The organism is Parabacteroides chongii, assembly GCF_029581355.1.
Lineage (GTDB): Bacteria > Bacteroidota > Bacteroidia > Bacteroidales > Tannerellaceae > Parabacteroides > Parabacteroides chongii.
The window spans coordinates 1907631-1930410 of the sequence record NZ_CP120849.1 but is presented as its reverse complement, the minus strand read 5'-3'; the positions used below and the strand labels follow the sequence as shown (position 1 = coordinate 1930410).

Annotated in this window: 22 protein-coding genes; 1 reads left to right on the top strand and 21 read right to left on the bottom strand. The window is 37.4% G+C overall.

Features of this window, described 5'->3' with window-relative positions; all coding sequences use genetic code 11:
* Window positions 1-118: 118 nt before the first annotated feature.
* Window positions 119-1114 carry a glycosyltransferase family 2 protein gene (locus P3L47_RS07315; protein ID WP_277783179.1) on the top strand — a complete coding sequence of 332 codons (996 nt, stop codon included), beginning with the start codon at window positions 119-121 and terminating at the stop codon, window positions 1112-1114.
* A gap of 61 nt (window positions 1115-1175) precedes the next feature.
* Here P3L47_RS07315 and P3L47_RS07310 read toward each other — a convergent pair whose 3' ends face one another.
* The 21 genes from P3L47_RS07310 to P3L47_RS07210 form a co-directional block, all read right to left on the bottom strand.
* Entirely contained in the window at window positions 1176-3701 is a 2526-nt protein-coding gene (locus P3L47_RS07310; protein ID WP_277783178.1) for a YfhO family protein, read from the bottom strand.
* A gap of 24 nt (window positions 3702-3725) precedes the next feature.
* Window positions 3726-4484, bottom strand: coding sequence for a glycosyltransferase family 2 protein (locus P3L47_RS07305; protein ID WP_122361753.1), 759 nt, complete (start codon window positions 4482-4484; stop codon window positions 3726-3728).
* 3 nt (window positions 4485-4487) lie between these two features.
* The gene (locus P3L47_RS07300; RefSeq protein ID WP_122361754.1) at window positions 4488-5435 is read right to left on the bottom strand and encodes a hypothetical protein; all 948 of its coding nucleotides are present in this window, start codon (window positions 5433-5435) and stop codon (window positions 4488-4490) included.
* Window positions 5436-5447: 12 nt separating this feature from the next.
* Window positions 5448-6524, bottom strand: coding sequence for a glycosyltransferase family 4 protein (locus tag P3L47_RS07295; protein ID WP_122361755.1), 1077 nt, complete (start codon window positions 6522-6524; stop codon window positions 5448-5450).
* A 13-nt stretch (window positions 6525-6537) separates the two neighbouring features.
* Entirely contained in the window at window positions 6538-7521 is a 984-nt protein-coding gene (locus P3L47_RS07290; protein ID WP_277783177.1) for a glycosyltransferase family 10 domain-containing protein, read from the bottom strand.
* Window positions 7518-8489 (bottom strand): glycosyltransferase family 2 protein, encoded by a 972-nt coding sequence (locus P3L47_RS07285; protein ID WP_277783176.1) that lies wholly within the window; start codon window positions 8487-8489, stop codon window positions 7518-7520. Before P3L47_RS07285 ends, P3L47_RS07290 begins: the two co-directional genes overlap by 4 nt.
* A complete protein-coding gene (locus P3L47_RS07280; RefSeq protein WP_277783175.1) occupies window positions 8489-8710 on the bottom strand; it encodes an acyl carrier protein in 222 nt (73 codons plus the stop codon). Before P3L47_RS07280 ends, P3L47_RS07285 begins: the two co-directional genes overlap by 1 nt.
* 2 nt (window positions 8711-8712) lie before the next feature.
* A complete protein-coding gene (locus P3L47_RS07275; protein WP_277783174.1) occupies window positions 8713-10302 on the bottom strand; it encodes an HAD-IIIC family phosphatase in 1590 nt (529 codons plus the stop codon).
* A 9-nt stretch (window positions 10303-10311) separates the two neighbouring features.
* Window positions 10312-10713 carry a VOC family protein gene (locus P3L47_RS07270; protein ID WP_122361760.1) on the bottom strand — a complete coding sequence of 134 codons (402 nt, stop codon included), beginning with the start codon at window positions 10711-10713 and terminating at the stop codon, window positions 10312-10314.
* A 1-nt stretch (window position 10714) separates the two neighbouring features.
* Window positions 10715-11764, bottom strand: a complete 1050-nt coding sequence (locus P3L47_RS07265) for a 3-oxoacyl-ACP synthase III family protein (protein ID WP_277783173.1) — start codon at window positions 11762-11764, stop codon at window positions 10715-10717.
* A gap of 2 nt (window positions 11765-11766) precedes the next feature.
* A complete protein-coding gene (locus P3L47_RS07260; protein ID WP_277783172.1) occupies window positions 11767-12498 on the bottom strand; it encodes an SDR family NAD(P)-dependent oxidoreductase in 732 nt (243 codons plus the stop codon).
* Complete coding sequence (locus P3L47_RS07255; RefSeq protein WP_122361763.1) at window positions 12495-12728, bottom strand: acyl carrier protein; 234 nt, start codon at window positions 12726-12728, stop codon at window positions 12495-12497. The genes P3L47_RS07260 and P3L47_RS07255 overlap by 4 nt, the downstream gene beginning before the upstream one ends.
* A 17-nt stretch (window positions 12729-12745) precedes the next feature.
* The gene (locus P3L47_RS07250; RefSeq protein WP_122361764.1) at window positions 12746-13375 is read right to left on the bottom strand and encodes a NeuD/PglB/VioB family sugar acetyltransferase; all 630 of its coding nucleotides are present in this window, start codon (window positions 13373-13375) and stop codon (window positions 12746-12748) included.
* Window positions 13372-14475, bottom strand: coding sequence for a DegT/DnrJ/EryC1/StrS family aminotransferase (locus P3L47_RS07245; RefSeq protein ID WP_277783171.1), 1104 nt, complete (start codon window positions 14473-14475; stop codon window positions 13372-13374). Before P3L47_RS07245 ends, P3L47_RS07250 begins: the two co-directional genes overlap by 4 nt.
* 5 nt (window positions 14476-14480) lie before the next feature.
* The gene (locus P3L47_RS07240; protein ID WP_277783170.1) at window positions 14481-15623 is read right to left on the bottom strand and encodes a TDP-N-acetylfucosamine:lipid II N-acetylfucosaminyltransferase family protein; all 1143 of its coding nucleotides are present in this window, start codon (window positions 15621-15623) and stop codon (window positions 14481-14483) included.
* Window positions 15620-17059: a lipopolysaccharide biosynthesis protein gene (locus tag P3L47_RS07235; protein WP_277783169.1), complete on the bottom strand. Its 1440-nt coding sequence runs from the start codon at window positions 17057-17059 to the stop codon at window positions 15620-15622. The genes P3L47_RS07240 and P3L47_RS07235 overlap by 4 nt, the downstream gene beginning before the upstream one ends.
* Window positions 17060-17902, bottom strand: a complete 843-nt coding sequence (locus tag P3L47_RS07230; protein ID WP_277783168.1) for a BRO-N domain-containing protein — start codon at window positions 17900-17902, stop codon at window positions 17060-17062. It lies immediately after the preceding gene.
* A 144-nt stretch (window positions 17903-18046) separates the two neighbouring features.
* A complete protein-coding gene (locus P3L47_RS07225; protein WP_122361769.1) occupies window positions 18047-19360 on the bottom strand; it encodes a UDP-glucose dehydrogenase family protein in 1314 nt (437 codons plus the stop codon).
* A gap of 21 nt (window positions 19361-19381) precedes the next feature.
* A complete protein-coding gene (locus P3L47_RS07220; RefSeq protein ID WP_277783167.1) occupies window positions 19382-20311 on the bottom strand; it encodes a UDP-glucuronic acid decarboxylase family protein in 930 nt (309 codons plus the stop codon).
* A gap of 204 nt (window positions 20312-20515) precedes the next feature.
* On the bottom strand, window positions 20516-21541 hold the full coding sequence (locus tag P3L47_RS07215; protein ID WP_277783166.1) for a Gfo/Idh/MocA family protein: 1026 nt from the start codon (window positions 21539-21541) through the stop codon (window positions 20516-20518).
* Window positions 21542-21547: 6 nt separating this feature from the next.
* A complete protein-coding gene (locus P3L47_RS07210) occupies window positions 21548-22711 on the bottom strand; it encodes a DegT/DnrJ/EryC1/StrS family aminotransferase (protein ID WP_277783165.1) in 1164 nt (387 codons plus the stop codon).
* Window positions 22712-22780 lie beyond the last annotated feature (69 nt).

Below are 22780 nucleotides of genomic sequence, written 5' to 3'. Positions count from 1 at the left end.
ATTGACAGTTGACAAGTGACAGTTGACAGTTATTTCGGCTTTCAGCCGATCAGGTATCGAATATAAAACCTAACTGTCAACTGTCAACTGTCAACTGTCAACTGTCAACTGAACACATATGTCCCCAACATTATCACTTATTATACCCGTATATAACCGTCCGAACGAGGTTGATGAGTTACTGGATAGTCTTACCAAACAAACAAGGACAGACTTCGAGGTAATCATTGTCGAAGACGGTTCAAAGGATACCTGTAAACATATTACAGACAAGTATGCGGACAGGCTAGCTGTATATTATTATTTTATCCCGAATGGTGGTCCGGGGAATGCCCGCAATCACGGTGCAACCAAAGCCAACAGCGATTACCTGATCGTTCTAGATTCCGATTGTATTCTGCCACCGGCTTATATCGAGGCTGTACATAAAGAACTTCAGAAAACCGGGGCCGATGCGTTCGGCGGTCCGGATAAAGCATCGGACAGCTTTACCGATGTGCAGAAAGCCATCAATTATTCGATGACCTCTTTCTTTACCACCGGAGGTATTCGCGGCGGAAAAAAGAAAATGGACAAGTTTTATCCCCGCAGTTTTAACATGGGGATCCGGAGAAGTGCTTATGAAGCATTAGAAGGCTTTTCTGCCATGCGCTTCGGAGAGGATATAGATTTTAGTATACGTCTTTACAAAAACGGTTATAAAGTATGCCTGTTCCCGTCTGCCTGGGTATTCCATAAGCGCCGGACAGACTGGAAGAAATTCTTCCGTCAGGTATATAATTCAGGTATTGCACGTATCTCTTTATTCAAGAAGTATCCGGATTCTTTGAAGATAGTACATCTACTACCTGCTGTTTTCACGTTGGGAACGTTGTTTTTTCTTATCGGAGCGTTTTTCTGCAAATGGAGTTTATTGCCTCTGTTGATCTATTGCGTGCTGATATTCCTGGATTCATCTTACCAGAATAAAAACTGCAAGATAGGATTCTTATCTATCATAGCCTCTTTTGTACAACTCATCGGTTACGGCAGTGGCTTCCTGGCAGCTGTATGGAATCTGTTGATATTGAAAAAAGAGAAATACTCAGCATTCCAAAAGAACTTTTATAAATAAAAAAAGCCGGGATTCAAATTGAAGTGTAAGCCCGGCTTTTTTATGATTTAGCTTTTTTCTTCTATTCCTTGGTCTTACTTTCTTTTCTGTATGTCCAATACGACCATCCTATAGCAGCCAACAGCAACAGCAGGATCAGGAATGAGCTATAAGCCGATACATTGGCTGCCAAAACATAGGTGTCCGGATAAAATTCGAAAACAACCGTATGTTCACCTGCCGGAACTACCATTCCGCGCAAGATCCAATCGACCCGGAAATGCGGAACTTCTTTTCCATCCACATAAGCTTTCCAACCCGGTTGGTAATAGACTTCGGAAAATACAGCCAACTGATCGGAAGCGGCTTTCGTTTTATAGGTCAAACGGCTCGGACGATATTTTTCCAATACAATCGAAGCTGTCGAATCTTTTTGAGGAGTAAAACCTTCCAGGTCTTTCGCAAAACGTTTATCCACAACAGCCGTTTCCAACGGGTTGATCGTATTCAACGCATCTATCTCAGCATCCGCATTCTCCACAATTTCCACCTTATCCACAAACCAGGCATTGCCAAAAGCATACGGGTTACGGATCGGAGCCTGATCCGGATTATAGATGATATAGCGGGTATTCAGCATGTTCAGAGATGGAGAAGCTGCTAACACAGCATAAATATCATCTACCGACTGGGCTTTTTGTAAAGCACCAACTATATTCCTATATTCAGGATCTAAACGATGATCGATCAGTTCCTGATATCTACGTAGTTTAACGGCATGATATCCTCCGATAGAATGATGGAAGTAAGAGACATTGGTATCCTGCCACGGATTATTCAAACCGAACACACGGAAAGATTCATCCGTATCCTTCAATATCTCCTTATCCGCAACTGTCTCCTTATAGGTCTCCTGCGGTTTATCCTTGACATAATTACTATCATTCAGATAACGATGGTCTACAGTCCATAAATCGACCAGTATCAGTACCGCAATGCCTGCACTCACAAACATGCCTGTTGTTTTCTTGTTCCCGGATTTCCAGAACCAAACAAGGAGTGCAGCCCCTAAGAGGATAAAGATCAACGAGCGCAATGCATCGGCTGAAGCCAAAGATGCGCGGTCCATCAACAGAGCTGTGTAATACCATTCCGGTACCTGATTCTGAAACTGTGCATCATAAGCAGACTGGAAGTTCAGTAATAGCGTCGGCATTAACCAAAGTATCAAACAGAGACCTCCGGTCAGTCCCAAAGACCAAAAGAAACCTTTTTTCAAACGGGCTTCTTCCACCTTTTCCGCCAAAATTTCCTTTAATCCCCAGATACCTATAATCGGGAATACCAGACCAGGAATTACCAGCGCCATCTCTACCGTACGGAATTTATTGTATAATGGCAGATAATGGAACATGAAATCATTGAATGCATCGAAATTACGTCCCAGTGCCAGGAATGTCAGAAAGACAGATCCGCCCAGTAACCACCATTTCATCGGATTCTTAATCACAAACATACCCAGTACAAACAGGAAGCAAACCAATGCTCCAAAGTAAACCGGCCCTGAAGTGAAAGGTTTATCGCCCCAGTATGTATAAGTCTGTACTTCTTTTCCTACTTGTGCCCCATTCTTCTTCAGTTCTTTATACAACTCGGATGAACTGTCCAAAGTTCCTCCCGAACCACCTCCGTATACATCCGGAACCATTACTGTCAACAATTCTTTCCAGCCATAACTCCACTGGAAAGCATAATCTTTATCCAGACCGGAAGAGACCTTCTCTACGTTTCCGCTTTCATCAGCCTTAGGTGTCAACTCGGTAGCGCCACGGATGGAATGTTCTCCCAAATCCCAGTTGGCATACATATGTTTGGCATTGGGTAAAACAGACAGAATCACACAGCCCGCCATGATCAGAGATGTCTTCATCCATTCTCCATAAGCTTTCTCTCTGATCTTCATTACCGTATATCCTATATAAATAAACAGGCAGAGTAATACCAGGTAATAAGTGATCTGCACATGCCCGTTTGATAATGAGAACGCAACTCCCAGCAGGAACAACACCGCTCCCCATAGCCATTTGCGCTTAAACAACAAGAACATACCTGCCAGCGTAATCGGCATATAGGCTATTACATAAGCCTTGACAATATGTCCGGCCTCAATAATAATGATATTATAAGAGGCAAAAGCAAAGGCTATAGCCCCGGCAATCGCCAACCACCAGTTTACCCCCATCACGCACATCAGCAGGTAAAAACAGACCAGTCCTGTAAAGACCATAGCGGCATGAAAATAACCGGGCATTTTTAACAAGTTATCTACTACGGAGTAAGACGGTAACTCCGGAGCCGGATTACCATATCCCGGTCCGTAAGGCATCCCGGAAAACATCGCATCAGACCAAATACTAAACTCACCTGGCTCAGCTGTCTTCGCATATTTTTCGACCTGACTACCACCCTGCCCGGCAGCTTTTATATTATCTCCTTGCCGTATAACTTTCCCTTCAAACACAGCGGGAGAGAAATAGGCCATTACTAACCCCAAAAACAGGACAAGGGCTGCTACATGCTTACCTACATTTTTAATTAAACTATGCATATATAACTATTCTATGATTATCTTTTAAACTTTCTTTCCCAGGCATTTCGCCGTATAAAACCGTATGGCGAACCATACATGTAACAAGGATGTCGATACAGTTCCATAATACTTACACATGATCTCGTATCTTTCTTTTAAAGAGGCTTTATGTTGAGTTGTACTAACTCCTCCCTCCAGAAAGTTAGAGAGTGTCATACGCGTATTATATATCTTATTTGCCTGCTTCATACAACGGATACACCAGTCAAAATCAGCAGAATAACGATATGTTAAATCATATAACGGAACAATAGTGCGTTTTGTTATAAACGACTGGTGACAAACTAACATCCCCATCCGGAAACTTTTCCATGACAATTTATCCGGAGCCTTCAATCTACGTCTTCCCAAAGAATTTCCATTCTCATCAATGATTGAGGTTTCACCATAAATAATATCCGGCAAAACTTTTTTCTTTTGGATTAATGACGCTACCCGCTGAACCGTATCCGATGTATATAAGGAATCACCGGCATTAATAAACCATACATAATCACCGGTTACTTTTTGGAGTCCTTTGTTCATCGCATCATAGATTCCTTTATCCGGTTCACTTACCCAGTAAGAAATACCGGAAGCATACCGCTCGATAATATCGACCGTTCCATCAGTCGAGCCTCCATCTATGATGATATATTCAATATTGGAATAAGACTGGCTCAGAATATTCAAAATAGTCTGTTCCAACCAACGGGAGGCGTTGTAAGTGATTGTTATAATTGAAAAAACAGGGTTGTGCATTCTTTATTTCAATTTTGCTTTTATAAAGTTCACAAATAGCTGAGGATTATGAATGGCCTTTTTTACTCCTCTAAGCCTGGCTTTCACTATTTCTTTCGATAGCATCCACTTTAATGTATACAGAAATCCGGAACGATGCACTTTGTTTTTATCCAAGACGTATTTGAATATGGAATATTTAGCTCTTCCCTGAAGATGTAAACAATAGAAACGGATCAGAGAAGGATCTCCTTTCAATCTCCCGTATGGAAGATTATCGACCCAATACACTTTCTTCTTTCCATTTTCATACTCAAATCCCAGATCCCATGTAATACATCCATCAAAACATACGCCATTTTCCGGAATTGCAATATCCGCCACGTTACAATCCTCATCATCCTGAAACCAGGTAAAAGCTGTCATATCACAAACACCACCTAATTGCTTATTGTCAATAAACCCCTGATACATGGTTTTCATTCTGCTTATAAGAGATTCTTTCGTATACATAGACATCATATATTCGCAAAATCTCGTAATAGATGATATATTAAACAGGGAACAGCCAGGTCCATATCTATTACAGATTGTAAAATCATAGGACTTATATTTTGATAAAACGGTATCTATATTACAATATAATAATACGTCCGAGTCCATACAGAAAAAATAGTCTAAGCCCTGAGCTTTTGCAAAATCCCAAGCATAGAACCATCGTTGAAAACAGATAAGCTCAAACTCATAAGGATTAGATGACATATGATCATAAACAGCTTCAAAAGACTTTGCCCCAGCCGAATAATCTTCCAGATTATAATGTTCTACAAAATCAAATTTACCTTTAGTAGAAGCATCACTAAGCAAACAAATCCGAGTATCCGGATTAAATAAACGGATATGCTCTAAAACTGGTTTTAAATAAAATGTATTTCCCTTATGTACTAATATAACCGGAATCTTATTATCCATAATTTTCTATTTTCATACACACTTATAATAAATATCGCATGTTGAATCAACCATCCTTTTTATTGAATACTCTTCAACCTTCATTTCCCCTCTATTTCGCAACGTATCAGCATATTCTTCATCGTTTATAACTTTGGATACAGCATCCAAGATAGAATCACTATCATACGGATCAAAATAGCAAGCAGCTTCCCCTGCCACTTCAGGAAAACAACTAGCATCACTTAAACAAACAGGACATTTGTTTTTAAAAGCTTCCAAAATAGGTATTCCAAAACCTTCATACAAAGATGGATATACAAACAACAATGCATATTTATACAATGAAGCCAATTGTCTGTCATTTACAGATAACTGGATTAATTGATTTTGTATTTTCTCTTCCGAGAATAACAGTAATTCCTCCTTACTAAACGGCATTCCGGTACAAACAATTTTCAGTTCTCTGTTTTGCGCAAGTAAAGGAGCTACGGATTTTATGAAAAAATTGAAGTTCTTATAATTCTTCCTATCGCCAACATATAGAATATAAGAATCAAAAAGGCGATCCACCGGGGTCGCAAAAGATTCATAACCATGATGAACGACTGATATCTTGTCGGGATTTATGTCGAACAAGTCTACTATATCATTTTTAGTACATTGACTAACAGCAATAACATGCTCTGCCTTATTGATCAAGTTCTTTTTATATTCAGTAGTTTTATCATAGGGAGAGAACAAATCATGAAATTTCTCATGAATCATATCATGCACCGTTAATACGAAAGGCTTCTTGATAGATTTTAAGAAATAAGTAGAATAGTATGACGGATGAAACAGATCAAACTCACCTTTCTTTATATGTTTGCAGGATACTCTATCATTAAAAAAATAATATACACGTCTCTTTATACGAAAGGAAGATATCAACGAAATCTGCTTAAGTTCCAACCCCATCATCTCTTTCAAATAATGATTCTCAGAATAGACAATAGGTAATTCATATTCCATATTCTGCGGCAGATTTTGCATTAGATTACAAAAATAGCGAGTTACACCTCCATATTTTTGCATGGAAAACATTTGATGGTCATATAATATCTTCATAATATACTTGAAGTTAAAAACGTTTTAAAAGTATTCTTTTCATTCTTAACAACATATCATCTACTATATTTACAGGATACATAACATAAGGAGTAATCTCCTTTTCAACTATCTCTTTAGAAGAGATGTCAATATACTTATTGATATATGCTATTACAAATGGAAATATATTATATACGAATAATAATCTATTTCTTGACTCTTTTATAGAGGGTAACATTTCATTATAAATAGAATCTGCATTAGCTATTATTGCTCCAATTTCATCAATTGCTTCTTTCACATCCTGAATATCAATTAGTCTAACTGAATTCTCCGGAAAATATCGTTTAATATTTTTACATCCGTAATATATAGGAACCGTGTATGCTAAAAATGGATCTGCTATTTTCTCTGTCCAATAATCATTTATACATGAATTCTCAATACAAATTGAAAATTTGTATTGTAATAAAGCAGATGCTTTATCATCAACAATATTAATTCCTCTACCATAAAAGTCTACATCATCACCAAACTCAGACTGTATTCTTTTTAGAAATCTCAACCGTTCTTTATGTCCCGGAAGAAATGTTCGTGTAGAAGTAATAAATGATATTTTCTTCCTTTTTAAAGGAACATCCATTTGTTCAATCTCTTCATAAGAAAATGATGGACTTTTTTCACGAAAATTATAACCAAAATACCATGGTAAAGCTTGTTGATCTCTATGGTTATTCAAATGCTTTAGTTTATGAGCAGATATAACATGATCAAATAAAGTTAAAAAAGATCGAGAATAAACCTTTACAATTGGAGGTTCTCCTGATATGAAAAAAAATCCTCCTTTTCTACATTTTAAATGATAGTATTGATTTATATTTTCATAAACAATCACAGAATCCCAAACAATATCTTCTTGCGAATTGAAAAAAAATTCATATCCATCTGTTTTCCAGTTAGAAGACAATTGTTTCTTAAATATTTCTACATCTGTAGATATCAAATTAATCTTCATTTCTCTACATTTTTTAGCAATAAGATTTTATCTGAAATTCTCTTTAATTTCTTATATATATCATGAAGCCAAGTATATTTTAAATATTTAGCCAAAAATCCTCCATTTATCTCATCTTGAAAAGATCTGGATTTTTTTAATATATCATCATTATATCCTTTATAAGAAATAAACCGAACGGATGAATCTGATTGACCTAAATTAGGTTTTGCCCACCAAACGTTTTTATCTCCACAATGTTCTCCAGTACCATCAAATCCCCAATTTTGAGTTTTAGATTTAACAGGAAAGACAGAACACATATTGTGCTGGAACATATGGTAGTAAACTCGTAGGTCTCCAGCCACAATTTCTTTTCGTGAATCAGCTTGTAAAATCCCTTTTATATAAAAACCAATAGAAAGAAACTCCTTAAACTTTTTTTTGTCCTTCTTCAGTTCTGAATAACGATCATAATAATCATGATTTACAGACTCCCATCGATCTTTCCATGTCGCAAATCCCCATGGAGAATTACAGGGATAGAAAAAAACGTCTTCTTTATAATCAGAGGGTAAATCGAACGGTGCTTTAAAACCACAAATTGCAAAAATGTTTTTTTGCTCTCTATAGTAAACCAAACCATCATTTAAATATTGCAAAAAGTCATTAGAAACAACAATATCATCTTCCAGGAAGATAAAAGAATCATTCGTAGACAATACATCATCCAAAACTAAACCTATAGATTTCTGGGCTCCTAAATTCTTTTCCCTAAAAACAGGTCGTACTTCCTTAAAACCGTTTATTGAAGAAATATAATCACGTACTTTCCGTATTTTGTCAACATGCTCCTCTTTATATGCTGCATCTGAAACTACATACAATATAGACTCGATAGCCAATTTATTGGCTTTCAAAGACTCTACACACCTCCGTAAATGTTCCAATCGATCATAAACGGATACAATGATAGGTGCATACATCATTATTTCAACTTTGCTTCTAAAAGACTCTTAATTGAATCATAACTTTTCAATTCTGCAATTTCTTCTGGTTCCAAAGATATATCAAACTCTGATTCGATTGAAATTATTAAATTAAGATGATTCATTGAATCCCATTTAGCACATGTCTGTTGTGAAATTGTTGTATCAACTTGATCTAAACCAAAAGTTTGTTTTAGCACATTTAATATACGCTCTTCCATATTTACTTAAATTGTATTTTATAGAATGTTTTAATTTTTACACCATATTCTTTTAAATCTAAAGAATACGTTTTAAGAGACTCCTTATTATCAACGATTGTAAAGCCCATTTTTTCATAGAAATTAGCGACTTGAGCATTCTTCATTGTAGGAATATAGACAGCCTCAACAAATTCAATACCTTCTGATCGTAACTTTTGTAAAACAGATTGAACAAATACCTCTTCTATTCCTTTTCCTAAAATTCGGCAACTTAGTAACAAAGTATCAATTATCCAAGACTTTCCATTCGGCTTCAAAAACATTGTTCCAGTTATACCACTGTCACCAAATTTATCTTTTACTTTAATACAATAGATCTTCCATCCATCTTTCGCAAATGCTAACAAATCAGAATCATTATAACGCTTAGTCGTCAAATTAAACTGATTTGTCTTTTGAGTCATTTGAGCAATACGAGATAAATTATATTCATTAAGAGATTGAACCTCTACCTCTATATTCAGACTCCCCAGATATTCATCCAAATTCGTAAATTTACATAATTCTTTTTGTCTATTTGCATTCGCTTTGTACTGAGCAGCTTTTTGCTTATCCTCATCTGTTAATGTATAAATCCGGAAGTAATCATTTAATAATGATTTAAAAAAGCTTGGCAGATCATATGGTTTATCTGGAAAATCAGGAACAGCAACCATCGGTAATAACTGTCTTACTAATTCTCTTTCCGCAGGATTATCATCTATGAAAACAAAACTATCTAATCCTATATTTAACTCTGTAGCTATATCCTGAATATTATCTGCTTTATTCTTCCAGTTGATCCTATAAGTCGTTATATAATCATTTTTCAAGACTATATATGGATTCTTATTCCAAACATCCAATACATCCTGCTCATTATTTTTACTGCAGACAGTGAGAATGATACCTTTTCGAGTCAATTCTGCTAATGCTTCCTGGAAATATAAAAAAGCATTACCCGGATAATCCCCCCCAATCTTTATTCCACTTATACCATCTTCTCCCAAGATACCTCCCCAAAGCGTATTATCTAAATCCAAAACCAAACATTTTTTACGCTTCAATTGGATTTCATTAATTTTCTGAGTAAACCATTTTCGAAAAGATACAGCCAGTTTAGGATTTAATCCAATCTGAGAAATAAAATAATATTTCCAATCAACAACTTCTTCTAAAGAATAATTTCGTATAAATTCCGAAAAATCTATAAATTTCACATTTTGATGTTCTTTTGAAAAAGAATATATATTGGAATTGAATCTTTCTATTTCTTGAGTTAGTTCATAGTTTTCACTACTATATTTAAGAGGAAATAAATTCTCTAACGTAAAAACAATCAATTGTCTGTTCTCTGGTAATTGTTGATAGACAAGTCTTAATTTATCAAAATACTCAGATATTTCACCTACTAAAGAAGCTATATCCGATTTAAACGGAACTTGATAAAACCAAATATAGGAAGTAGCATCAGTCGGAATAAATGATATATCACCATAACCACTATATTCAAATTCGGATGCTCCGAAGAAGATTTCAATTGTATTATTTCGAAAAACAAAATATTCCATAGATAAAACTTATTCCTCCAGTAATTCTATTAATCCAACTTCTCTATTAAACAAAAAACAAACTTTCTTATTATTTATAGCACAAGCTTCTACAGGTTTTCCCAGCAGAATGAAATGTTTCTTTTTTAACAGAACTATCGCCTCTTCAATATTTCGAACTAAATAGCAAGAATGATAAGGAGTCACCCCAACTTTTTCCAAAGTTTTGACTACCGGAGACTTATCATCCACAGGAGCTAAAAGTTCCAACATAGGCATCCCTTCCTTTGACAAAAAACAAATCCGGATATTTTGGATCGGATCAACAATCGTTTCTGATTTTTTATATCCAGCTTCTACATAATACCTAGCCGTTGCATCAATGTCAAAAACAGCAATTCCTATGTGATGAAATTTAAAATCTGGTAACATGTCAATATGTTATAATTGGTGATATATGGCAATCTCTATAATGAATAAGTGCTGTAGCCCACGATAAACCAGCTCCAAATCCGCACATTATTACTTGTTTTTCTCCTTTCAATTTTTGCTCTAACTCTGAAACAATAGTCAGAGGAATAGAAGCAGAACTGGTATTACCGTACTTGGCAATACAATAGGGAACTTTCTTTTCATCAAACTTTAACCTTTTGATAAAGAAATCTGTCATAAATTTATTTGACTGATGAAAAACAAGATAGTCTATAGCATTCAACTCTATTTGAGTTATTTTGGCAACTTCTTTAATGCTCTTAGGTACTACGCTTATAGCAAAGTTAAAAACATCCATACCGTCCATATAAATTTCCATCTCAGTACGAATATTATTATTCTCTCTTTCCTTTTCCTCTAACGAGTCAATCATGACAGGATTACGCATACCGGCTGGAATTTTAACAGAATCTTCTCCAGAACCATCTGTATTCAAAACAAATGTGGAATCCTTATATTCCCCTTTCTCTATCAGAGTAGCAGTTCCTGCATCCCCATAAAGAGGTGCGTTCACTTTATCCTTGGGATTCACTATCTTAGAGAAAGTTTCTCCATCCAATAATAAAACCCTATTAATGCCCTCCAAAGAGGCATATGCAAATGCTGTTGAAAGCGCATATACATACCCAGAACATCCCAAAGACAAGTCTAAACAGGCACAGGACTTAGGTAAATTTAATCGATGTTGGAGAATACAAGATGTAGCAGGTATTCTATAGTCTGCTGTTTGGCTGGTAAATAACAACATATCAATTGATGCAATATCTATATTGTTATCTTCAATCAGCCGTTTTGCTGCCTTATAACATAAATCAGATGCACAAACATCTGATTCACAAATACGCCTCTCATGAATACCCACCGAATTGATCACTTTATCAACCTCTTCTTGTTCCATAATAGCATTCAAATCCCTATTATAAGCAATCTTTGAAGGGACACATGCACTCATTGCCTTTATTCCAACGTTATGATATGTTATTGTTGCCATGACTATTTTAATGAAAAACCACCATCTAAAACCATTATATTCCCTGTTAACCAACGACTTCCTTCCGACAAATGATATATGACAGCATTAGCGACATCCTCTGGCGATCCTAACCCTAAAGGATATAATTTTTCCTGTTCTAAAAACTGTTCTTCTGAAATATTTGTATTTCCTATCATTTGGGTCCTGACTATTCCAGGGCATATTGCATTAACTCTAATTCTCATTCCAGATAACTCTACAGCAAGAACTTTTACCGTTGAATTGATAGCTCCTTTAGACGCAGCATATAAAGTCGTTCCAGGTGTACCTAATAATGAAGAAATAGAAGATATAAAAACTAAAGAAGCACCTTTATTAATCAATTTCTTTTTGAGAAGTTTCTGAATCAGTATTATCTGTGAAAAATAATTGATTTGAAACATGGAATTAATTTTCTCCTGATTAATAAATTTCACAGGAACAAATTCATTTACTCCAGCACAAAAAACTACACCATCTAAATGCCCCATAGAATCTACAATAGACTTTAATTCCTCTTCTTTCGTTAGATCACAACAGAAATAATTATGATCCCCGTTTTCCAAAGTAACTAATGTTTCATTCAGACGTTCTTCGTTTCTGGCAACTAAGACAACTTGTCCTTTCTCGCGAGCTACATATTGAGCGACAACTCGACCAATACCGGAAGAAGCTCCTGTTATTAATATACGTTTCCCTTCTAACTGGCTCATCCCAACTTAGATACAACTATATTATACAAATCTTCCACAGTAATAGCATTACGTATATCGTCTCCTTTTATACTAACTTCGTATTCTTCATCAACCATTGCGATAATAGATAAAGCAGTTAAAGAAGACCATTCTTCCAACTCTTTAAATGCAGTCTCCGCTTTTATTTCGTCAATATCAGTATCATCGAACTGAGCTGCAAAATTTTCAAGAAAAAGATTCAAATCCATATATATATTCTAATTTATTATATTTTTACGGCTGGCAAACCAAACACTGTCATTTCTTCTTTCACATTTCTAATAACAACACTACCAGCCCCAACTGTTGCTTTATCGTTAATTTTCTTATGCGGCAAAACAATTCCACCCGTGTGAATGGTCACCATTTCACCTAATTCGGCATATCCACCTAAAAAAGCATAAGTATTCAAATGACAATAATCACCCACTCTAACATCATGTCCCAAATCAGAGAAAGGTTGTATAGTCACAAAATCACCTATAGTGATATCACATGAAATTAAGGCATTACGACAAATAATACATCCTGTTCCTACTTTGACATTTTTTGAAATATAAGCATTAGGATGAATTAAAGTCATAAATTTTCCATTTTTATCCAACACCATTTGTACATACTTTTTCTTATAGAAAACATCTCCTAAAGCACACACAAAAATATCATTTTCCTGGATATTATAATCCTCAACAGCTCCCAATATAGAAGGATAACCTTCATATCCATCTAAAGCATCACTTTTATCATCCAGGAATCCTGTGACAATAAAGTCTCTACCATATCCATCACATTCAATCGCTAAATTGTATATTTCACGACCAAATCCACGTGCTCCGATGATTATTAAATGCTTCATTGTATAATAGACTTTATTACTCGCTCAATATCATTTTCATTCAAGCCATGATGCATCGGTAGACAAATTACCTCTTCAGCCATTTTATAAGCTTCTGGCAAATTCATTTTGGAAGCCGACTCCAAACCACGGTATGTAGAAAAAGTACTTATTAAAGGATAAAAGTAGCGACGCCCAAAGACACCTACAGACTTCATTTTCTCGTATAAGTCATCTCTACTCATACCATATTTCTTTTCATCCACAAAGATAGGAAAATAAGAGTAATTATGTTTAACATTCGGTTTATCATCAAAACAACGTATCCCTTCAACATCATTCAAGGCTTCCCGATATTGTTTTGCCACCCGACAACGTTTTTCTATAGCTTGATCCACATGTTTAAGGCTCAATAAACCATATGCAGCACGCACTTCATCCATTTTTCCATTAATACCAGGAGCAACAACAGTTGTTTCATTCGCAAATCCAAAATTTTTAATATAGTCAATCCGTTGTTTTGTTTGCTCATCATGACAAATCAAAGCTCCTCCCTCTATTGTACTATAAACCTTCGTAGCATGAAAACTCAATGTAGCCATATCTCCAGCATTAACAATAGATTGTTCATTTTCCTGAACCCCGAAAGCGTGAGCTGCATCATAAATTATTTTCAATCCATAAGTATCCGCAATTTCCTGAATACGCCTGATTTTACAAGGTTGCCCATAAACATGAACAGGCATAATTGCTGTTGTCTTAGGTGTTATTGCTGCTTCTATTTTCTCAGGATCTATATTACCCGTCTCAGGATCTATATCAACAAATACTGGTTTAATGCCATTCCACCACAAAGCATGGGTAGTAGCAACAAAACTATATGGAGTGGTAATGACTTCTCCTGTAATTCTCATTGCTTGCAATGCACAGATCAAAGGTAATGTTCCATTAGTAAATAAACTAATATATGGTACCCCTAAGTATTCACAAAGAGCCTTCTCCAATTTCTGATGATATAACCCATTATTGGTAAGCCATTGCCTATCCCAAATATCTTTTAATGATACGATAAACTCATCCAATGAAGGAAGCAATGGAGAGGTTACTTTTATTTCTTCCATATATCTTATTTTTTTGCTAAATACTCAAATATATTTTCATAGTTCTTTTTTAAGAACTTCTCATCAAATGCCTCTTTGGCATATTCGATACCCAAAGTATTCGGATATAAATGCAAAGACAATTCTTTTAAAGGTATATTTCCTATCTCATCACAATCATAAACATTCACACCATCATCTTTAAATCCTTTGAATAAAATACCTTTAGAAGATAGATAAACTTTTTTACCCCAAAGTAGTAACAACATTATATTTCCTAATGCTGATTGATGTTTATAGTCAAAAATAGCGATATCTATAGTCTTTATTAGTTTAACATAATCCAAAAAGCCTAAATTCTCTCGTAAAATCAGCACCTTATCACCATAAAGAGTTCTTGCATAAGTTTCAATCGTCTCAGCATATGAGATATCACCATAAGAAAGTGGTAATACTATTTTTATATCTTCATTTTTATATACTAACAATTTATCCAGATATTCCCTATGCTTTAAAAAATCAAAGGCACAATGACCTATCATTATATTTATACTATCATCCATCCGTTTTTCCTCTAATTGAACAAGTTCAGGATAGTAATACCCAGAAGTATAGTAAGATCTAAATATTTTCATATCAGATCCGAACCTTCTTCTAACTTCATCTTGATCTGCGCGGCAACAAACTATGATCGATTTCATTTTTTTTACTTTAGAGAAGTACACACAACTCCAAAGCTGCTCATACACAAACGAATACATTAAATTCAGTGTAAACTTCAGACAATACACTAACCGCTTTTTCAAAGAAGAAATATCACGCTTGACTCTATGAGTTCTATATAAATCATGTCCCCAAACCCACCAAGTTATTTTTCTTAACAAACTTTTCTTCATAAATAAAAAAGTCCAAATAGGATATGGAAGACTATGCAGAATTATCGAATCACCTAAAGGCAAATATTTATATAAAACCTCTGCTCGACTTTTATCTTCGTAAATAACATTGTCTAAATCAACTAATTTATCTATAATATTCTTTGACAAGAGTACAAACAAATGTTCACGTGCAGACAAATATTTATCAATGAACAATATGAAATTTATACAAAACGAAGATGCCCCCATAGGCATTATATGAATATATTTATATCTTCCATTTTGTTTCATCTTTTTCTTAATACAAAATTCAACGACTCTTTTAATATCTTTGAATCAGCAACCCAAAGAATAGCAAAGTATACAACGCCAGTGATTAATATCTTTGAGAATAACAACAAATAAATATTTGATATATAAAGACACAATACCCACGCTACAAAGAAAGAAAACAATACAGACAGTAGATAAGGGGAAATATCTTTAAGTACTAAAACAAATTTCAAATTCAATATTTTAGAAACGCGGGTATGCCACCATATAATACTAATTAAAAAAACAAAGATATAAGCGCACACCATCGTATAAATGCCTAAAGGGAAACATAGAGCCACCACAGATAACTGAACAATGGCAGTTCCCACTACACCTTTTAAATAAATATCAGATTTTCCATGTGCTATCAAGAGATTAGTATATAAAAACCATATATAGCCAAAAGCTCCCCACAAGCAAAACAATTGCAGAAAAGGCACACTAGCTAACCATTTCTCTCCAACTGTAATAATAATGAATTCTTTAGCTATAAATGCTAATCCTAATAATAAAGGGAAAGAGACAAAAGCGCCAAAACGAAGCATTTTTCGTAAAATCATAGTTTCCCTTTCCGTATCATCTGTTACCTGGGCAAATACAGGCTGAGCCACACTTAGAACCATTCCTGTAACCAGACCATACCCCATAGTCATCCATTTATTCCCTTGAGAATAGTATCCTACCTGATTTGCATTATAAAAACGCCCCAACAATATAGAAAATACATTTACATTAATCTGCTGAAATATATTTGTTAGAAACATTTTACTACTAAACCCCAATATACCTTTTAATGGAGCAAAGTTAAATTCAAATGTTGGTTTCCAAGGTGCAAATATGAATCTCAGAACTGCCCCACTAATTGCATATGTAAGACTTTGCAGAGCTAAAGCCCAATAGGCATATCCTTTTATTGCCAATACAACTCCTACAGTTCCAGATAGAGCCATTGCTGAAATATCAATTTGAGCCTGTTGCTTCACCATCAACTGTTTAAATAGGACTGTATAGGATACAGAAGCACATCCAGAAAAGAAAAAGCCCAAGAACAGAACTCTCGAAAGCCAAATCAATTCAGGATGATGGTAAAACTCCGCAATCATTGGAGCTAAAAGAAAAAGAACTAGATAACAAATCAAACCAACAATAACTGTGAACCAAAATACGGCATTATAATCACTATGCAATATTTTCTTTTTATTCGTTAATGCAACAGTAAACCCACTATTAATAATCGTTCCTGCAATCCCGGAAAAGACAGCGAGCATACCTACCAATCCATAATCTTCTGCATCCAAAATACGAGCTAAAACAATACCAAAGCACATGCCTAGCAACTGCTGTACACCATTACTCAGTCCTCCCCAAAAGAGTCCTTTTGCCGTCTTTTCTTTCAGTGTTTGCTCTGCCATTTATTCTTTCTTATCATTTCCTTTATCCAACCTCAACCCCGTTTTCGCATTAAGCGGGGAAATAACCGAATGTCCCAAATCACTTTCCAATTGTTTTCGGGCAGCTTCGGCAGCTTTTCCTCCTTGTTGGGCTACTTGTACATGCTCTTCAAAATATTGTGGATCCTTTTCTTTGGATAATTCCGTAGTTGCAGCTTCTGCCAGCATATTGAGGGCGAGTTCGGTATTCGTCATGTTATCACGAAGACTCTCTTTTTTCAACCCTTTAAAACGTTTATATTCTTTTGATGTTTTACCTGACCATGTTTGATAAATAATATCCGTGAGAGTGGCGAACTGTACACCCTCTTGTAAGTCGTGACTTCTCCATTCATCGGCCAGATCTTTACGAATCTCGATGCTTTTGAGCCGTTGGTTGATCCAATGGTCCGAATAGCCCAAGTTTTTATACTCCATCATCGCCCGATCGATTGTCCGTTCCGGATCCTGCATTTCGTCTAATCGCTCTTTAGCGACTTGAGCCATCCAAAGCTTGAACGGTTCAGCTTTCGGAGATGGGATAGATTGGATCAAACGGAACAACTGCTCAGTTGCGGCAACATCGGTTTTATAATATTTACCGTCTGCTGATGGTAATTTCAGTTGTACGATTTGAGCGTACAACTGACTTCCTTCTACAGATAACTTCCGTTTCAAATCACTCCAATATCTACGTGGGTTCTCACTATCCGTCAGTACACTCACCACATCTACTATGGAGAAATACCATTCTTCCGTTTCGTCGTCCCAAAGGGTACGCACTTTCTTTTCTTCAAAAATTTTAATTGCTTCTTTCTTCGTCATTGTTTTGGTCTTTATTTATTATTAACCTTTTCAAGCTCACTCTGATTTCCTTTTTACTGTATGTCAATTCTCTCAAAAGCTTCAACGAATATACTTGAAAAAGCAGAACTGGTCAAAAGTTTTAACCAGTTCAAATAGATTATTCTACCTCCCTATGCAATGATAAACAAACCCATTCTCTTCCATCTCCTTGATGTCATAAATATTACGACCGTCAAGTACCAGCGGGGTAGCCATCAGTTTCTTAATGGCAGACCAGGAAGGCATACGAAATTCTTTCCATTCCGTCACAAGCATCAAGGCATCAGCATCTACAACAGCATCATAAATGTCTTTTGCATAATGAACCGCATCACCAATACGGCGTTTGGCTTCTTCCACAGCCACCGGGTCATACGCATACACCTCACAACCGGCAGCCAATAACTTATCTATCAAGACCAAAGAGGGAGCTTCGCGCATATCATCTGTTTCAGGTTTAAAAGCCAATCCCCAGATAGCAACACGTTTTCCTTTCAAGTCGCCCTTGAAATGTTTTTCAAGCTTATGGAACAAAAGAGATTTCTGTTCATTATTCACTTCCTCTACAGCCTGCAGGATACGCATCGGGTATTTATTCTGTCTAGCCGTATTAATCAAGGCTTTTACATCCTTTGGAAAACAAGAACCGCCATATCCGATACCTGCATACAGGAAACGGTTACCGATACGACTATCCGATCCGATCCCCTTGCGCACCATATTCACATCAGCACCAACAATCTCACACAAATTCGCGATATCATTCATAAAGCTGATGCGGGTAGCCAGCATGGCATTCGCAGCATACTTGGTCATCTCCGCAGAGGGCACATCCATAAAAATAACACGGAAATTGTTCAAAAGGAAAGGACGGTACAAACGAGTCATCAGCTCTTCTGCACGCTCCGACTCAATACCTACGACTACACGGTCCGGACTCATAAAATCACTGATCGCAGCTCCTTCTTTCAGGAATTCCGGATTGGAAGCAACATCAAATTCAATTTGTACCCCACGCTTATCCAACTCTTCCTGGATAGCCTGGCGTACCTTTTTAGCAGTACCGACAGGCACTGTACTTTTCGTTACTACCAAAATGTGCTTTTTGATATTGCGACCGACAGTACGTGCCACTTCAAGCACATACTTCAAGTCTGCACTGCCATCTTCGTCGGGAGGTGTACCTACGGCACTGAACAAGACTTCTACCTCATCCAGGCACTCTGCCAAATCAGTTGTAAAATGTAATCTTCCGGCCTGCTGGTTACGGTGAACCATATCTTCCAGGCCCGGTTCATATATAGGGATTATACCTTGTTTAAGGTTTTCAATTTTTTCAGTATTTACATCGACGCAAAAGACTTCGGTTCCCATTTCTGCAAAACAGGTTCCGGTAACCAGGCCCACATAGCCTGTTCCTACTATCGCTATTTTCATAATTTATAATCAAAATGCAAATTAAAGACTCTTGAAATATTTAATAGTCTCTACCAATCCCTCTTCCAGGCGGATTGTCGGTTCCCAGCCATTCAGTTTTTCTTTGGCTAAAGAAATATCCGGTTTGCGTTGTTTCGGATCATCGGAAGGAAGAGGCTTAAATACAATCTTTGATTTCGAGTTCGTCATTTTCAATATGATCTCCGCCAATTCAATCATTGTAAATTCACCGGGATTTCCTAAATTGACAGGTCCCGTAAAATTCTCCGTTGCCATCATACGCACCATACCTTCGACCAAATCGTCTACATACTGGAAACTACGAGTCTGCATTCCATCGCCATAAATAGTGATATCTTCCCCTTTCAATGCCTGCATGATAAAGTTCGATACCACCCTGCCATCGTCCGGACGCATACGTGGTCCATATGTATTAAAGATACGGATAATCTTGACATCTAGCTTGTTCTGACGATGATAGTCCATGAACAAAGTCTCTGCGCAACGTTTCCCTTCGTCATAACAACTCCGCAAACCTATAGGATTCACATTACCCCAATAACTTTCTTCCTGAGGGTGAACAGCCGGATCGCCATACACTTCACTGGTAGAAGCCTGAAGGATACGCGCTTTCGTACGTTTAGCCAACCCAAGCATATTAATCGCACCGATAACAGATGTTTTAATAGTACTCACCGGATCGAACTGATAATGTATCGGAGACGCCGGGCATGCCAGATTATAGATTTCGTCTACCTCTACATAATACGGGAATGTCACATCGTGGCGAACCAACTCAAAGTAAGGATTGTTCAATAAATGAACAATATTCTGTTTACAACCTGTAAAATAGTTGTCCATACAAATCACATTGTTCCCGTCTTTCAGTAGGCGTTCGCAAAGATGAGAGCCGATAAACCCGGCTCCACCGGTAACCAAAATCTGTTTCATGCTATTTATTCAATTTGTGTTTTCCTATACACTTCAGCTGTTTTCACAAAAACGAGAACGCAACAATGTTGGTCAGTCCCATGTCGAGAATGACTAAACTTGCACAAAGATAGGAATTTGCAGGGATACAACCTCTATAAAAATGGTTATTTGTACGAAAGGGAGACTATGCAAATCAGCCCTTATCCATCCCTCTATGAAACATCATTGTTCTTTCTGAGCATAGATACGTTGAATAATATCTACCACCTTCATACCTTCCAGAACATTCGTCGTAATACATTCGGTACCTGTTCCGGAAAGCACACGCACAACATTACGAATGACAAAATTATGATTCTGGGCAGACCCTTTATAAGGACCATAATCATTCCCGGGATTCGTCGGAGCCAGTTCCGGCATCTCATAATCTTTCACATGGCAATACTCCACTTCATTCATATATTGTCCGCCGATCTTGACGCTGCCATTCTCGGCAACGATCAGCATACTGCTTTCCATATTCCTGTTCCAAACAGCAGTCGAATAACTCAGGCTACCCATTCCACCGTTCACAAAGTTGAAATTCACAAAACCGGAATCCTCGAAAGCCGTCAGCTTCTCATGATTGAAATCGGCAAAACGGGCCTGTATATTGCAAATATCGCCAAACAGCCAATACATGATGTCGATAAAATGGGAGAACTGTGTGAAAAGTGTTCCACCGTCCAGTGCTGCATCACCATGCCAACCGCCCGGCTTATAATAACGCTCGTCACGATTCCAATAACAGTTCAACTGAACCATATAGATCTTTCCCAATTTACCGGAATCGATCATATCCTTGATCCATGCCGATGGAGGAGAATATCTGTTTTGCATCACACAGAATACCTGTTTACGATACTTCAGGGAGGCATATACCACCTTTTCCGCATCAGCCAGCGTCAATGCCATCGGCTTTTCAATCACCACATTACATCCGGCTTCTATCGCCTGCACCGCCATAGCCGCATGCAGTCCGTTCGGCGTACAGATATTAACGACATCTATATGAATACCACTCTGCAACAGCTCCTGCAAACCGGCAAAAAAAGGAACAGCATACCCCTCTATTCCCAACTCCTCGCGAGGACGAATATCACACAAGGCAACCAGTTCGGCATCCGGATCACGGGTAACCATCTCTGCATGACGTTTCCCGATATGACCACAGCCGACAACGGCAAATTTTATTTTATTCTCTTTCATATTTAGTCAAATATGAGTTATTTCCTTTAATAATGTATCTATTATATATTCTTGTTCTTCTTCCGTCATTTCCGTATGGATGGGCAACGATAAAACGGATGTACTCAAACGGGCTGCCTCATCCATAGCTCCAGGTGTACGTGCCATCCATTTATAAGCCTCCTGCGCCTGTAAAGGCAATGGATAATACACCATGGTCGGAATCCCTTTTTCCTTCAGTGACGCTTGCAAAGACTCCCTGTATTTTGCCGTATCCGCAACATCACCTGCCGGTTTTAACCGGACCGTATACTGGTGATATACATGCGTAGAAAAAGCACTTTTCCGCGGAAGATGCAACTGCTCGCACGAAGCCAAAGCTTCGTCATACCGGGCAGCAACAGCCTGGCGGGAGGCTGTAAACTCATCTATGTGTTTCAGTTTCACATCTAGAACAGCCGCCTGTAACGTATCCAGCCGTGAGTTACAGCCAATCAGCTGATGATGATACTTACGTTCCTGACCATGATTGGCAATCATCCGGATACGCTTTGCCAGGTTCTCGTCCGAAGTCGTCAAAGCTCCCCCGTCCCCATAACATGCCAACGGCTTGGACGGGAAAAATGAGGTCGTCCCGATAATCCCCATCGTTCCGGTTTTCTTCACACGCCCATCCGGAAAAGTATATTCCGCCCCTATCGACTGGGCATTATCCTCCACCACATACAGATGATACATCGCGGCAATCTTCAGAATCGGGTCCATATCACAGGACTGCCCGAACAGATGAACGGCAATGATCGCCTTTGTATTCCGGGAGATCGATTCTTCTATCTTACGGGGATCGATATTATAAGTGTGCGGATCCACATCCACCAGGACAGGTGTCAGCCCCAGCAAAGCAATAACCTCGGCTGCCGCCACATACGTAAATGCAGGAACGATCACCTCATCCCCCGGCTGCAACCCCAATGCCATCAAAGCGATCTGAAGCGCATCCGTCCCGTTTCCACAAGGGATGACATGAGGAATATCCAGATATTCAGCCAGATGATCACTAAAAGCTTTCACCTGCGGTCCATTGATAAAAGCGCAGCTTTCAATCACTGCCTGCATCGCCGCATCTATCTCCTCTTTCAGGCGATGATACTGTCCTTGCAGATCGACCATTTGTATATGTTTTTCAAACATCTTTACCGTCTGTGTCCGTTTTGTTTTTCTTTGCTTTTAATAACGTAGCAACAGCTATATTATTATAAA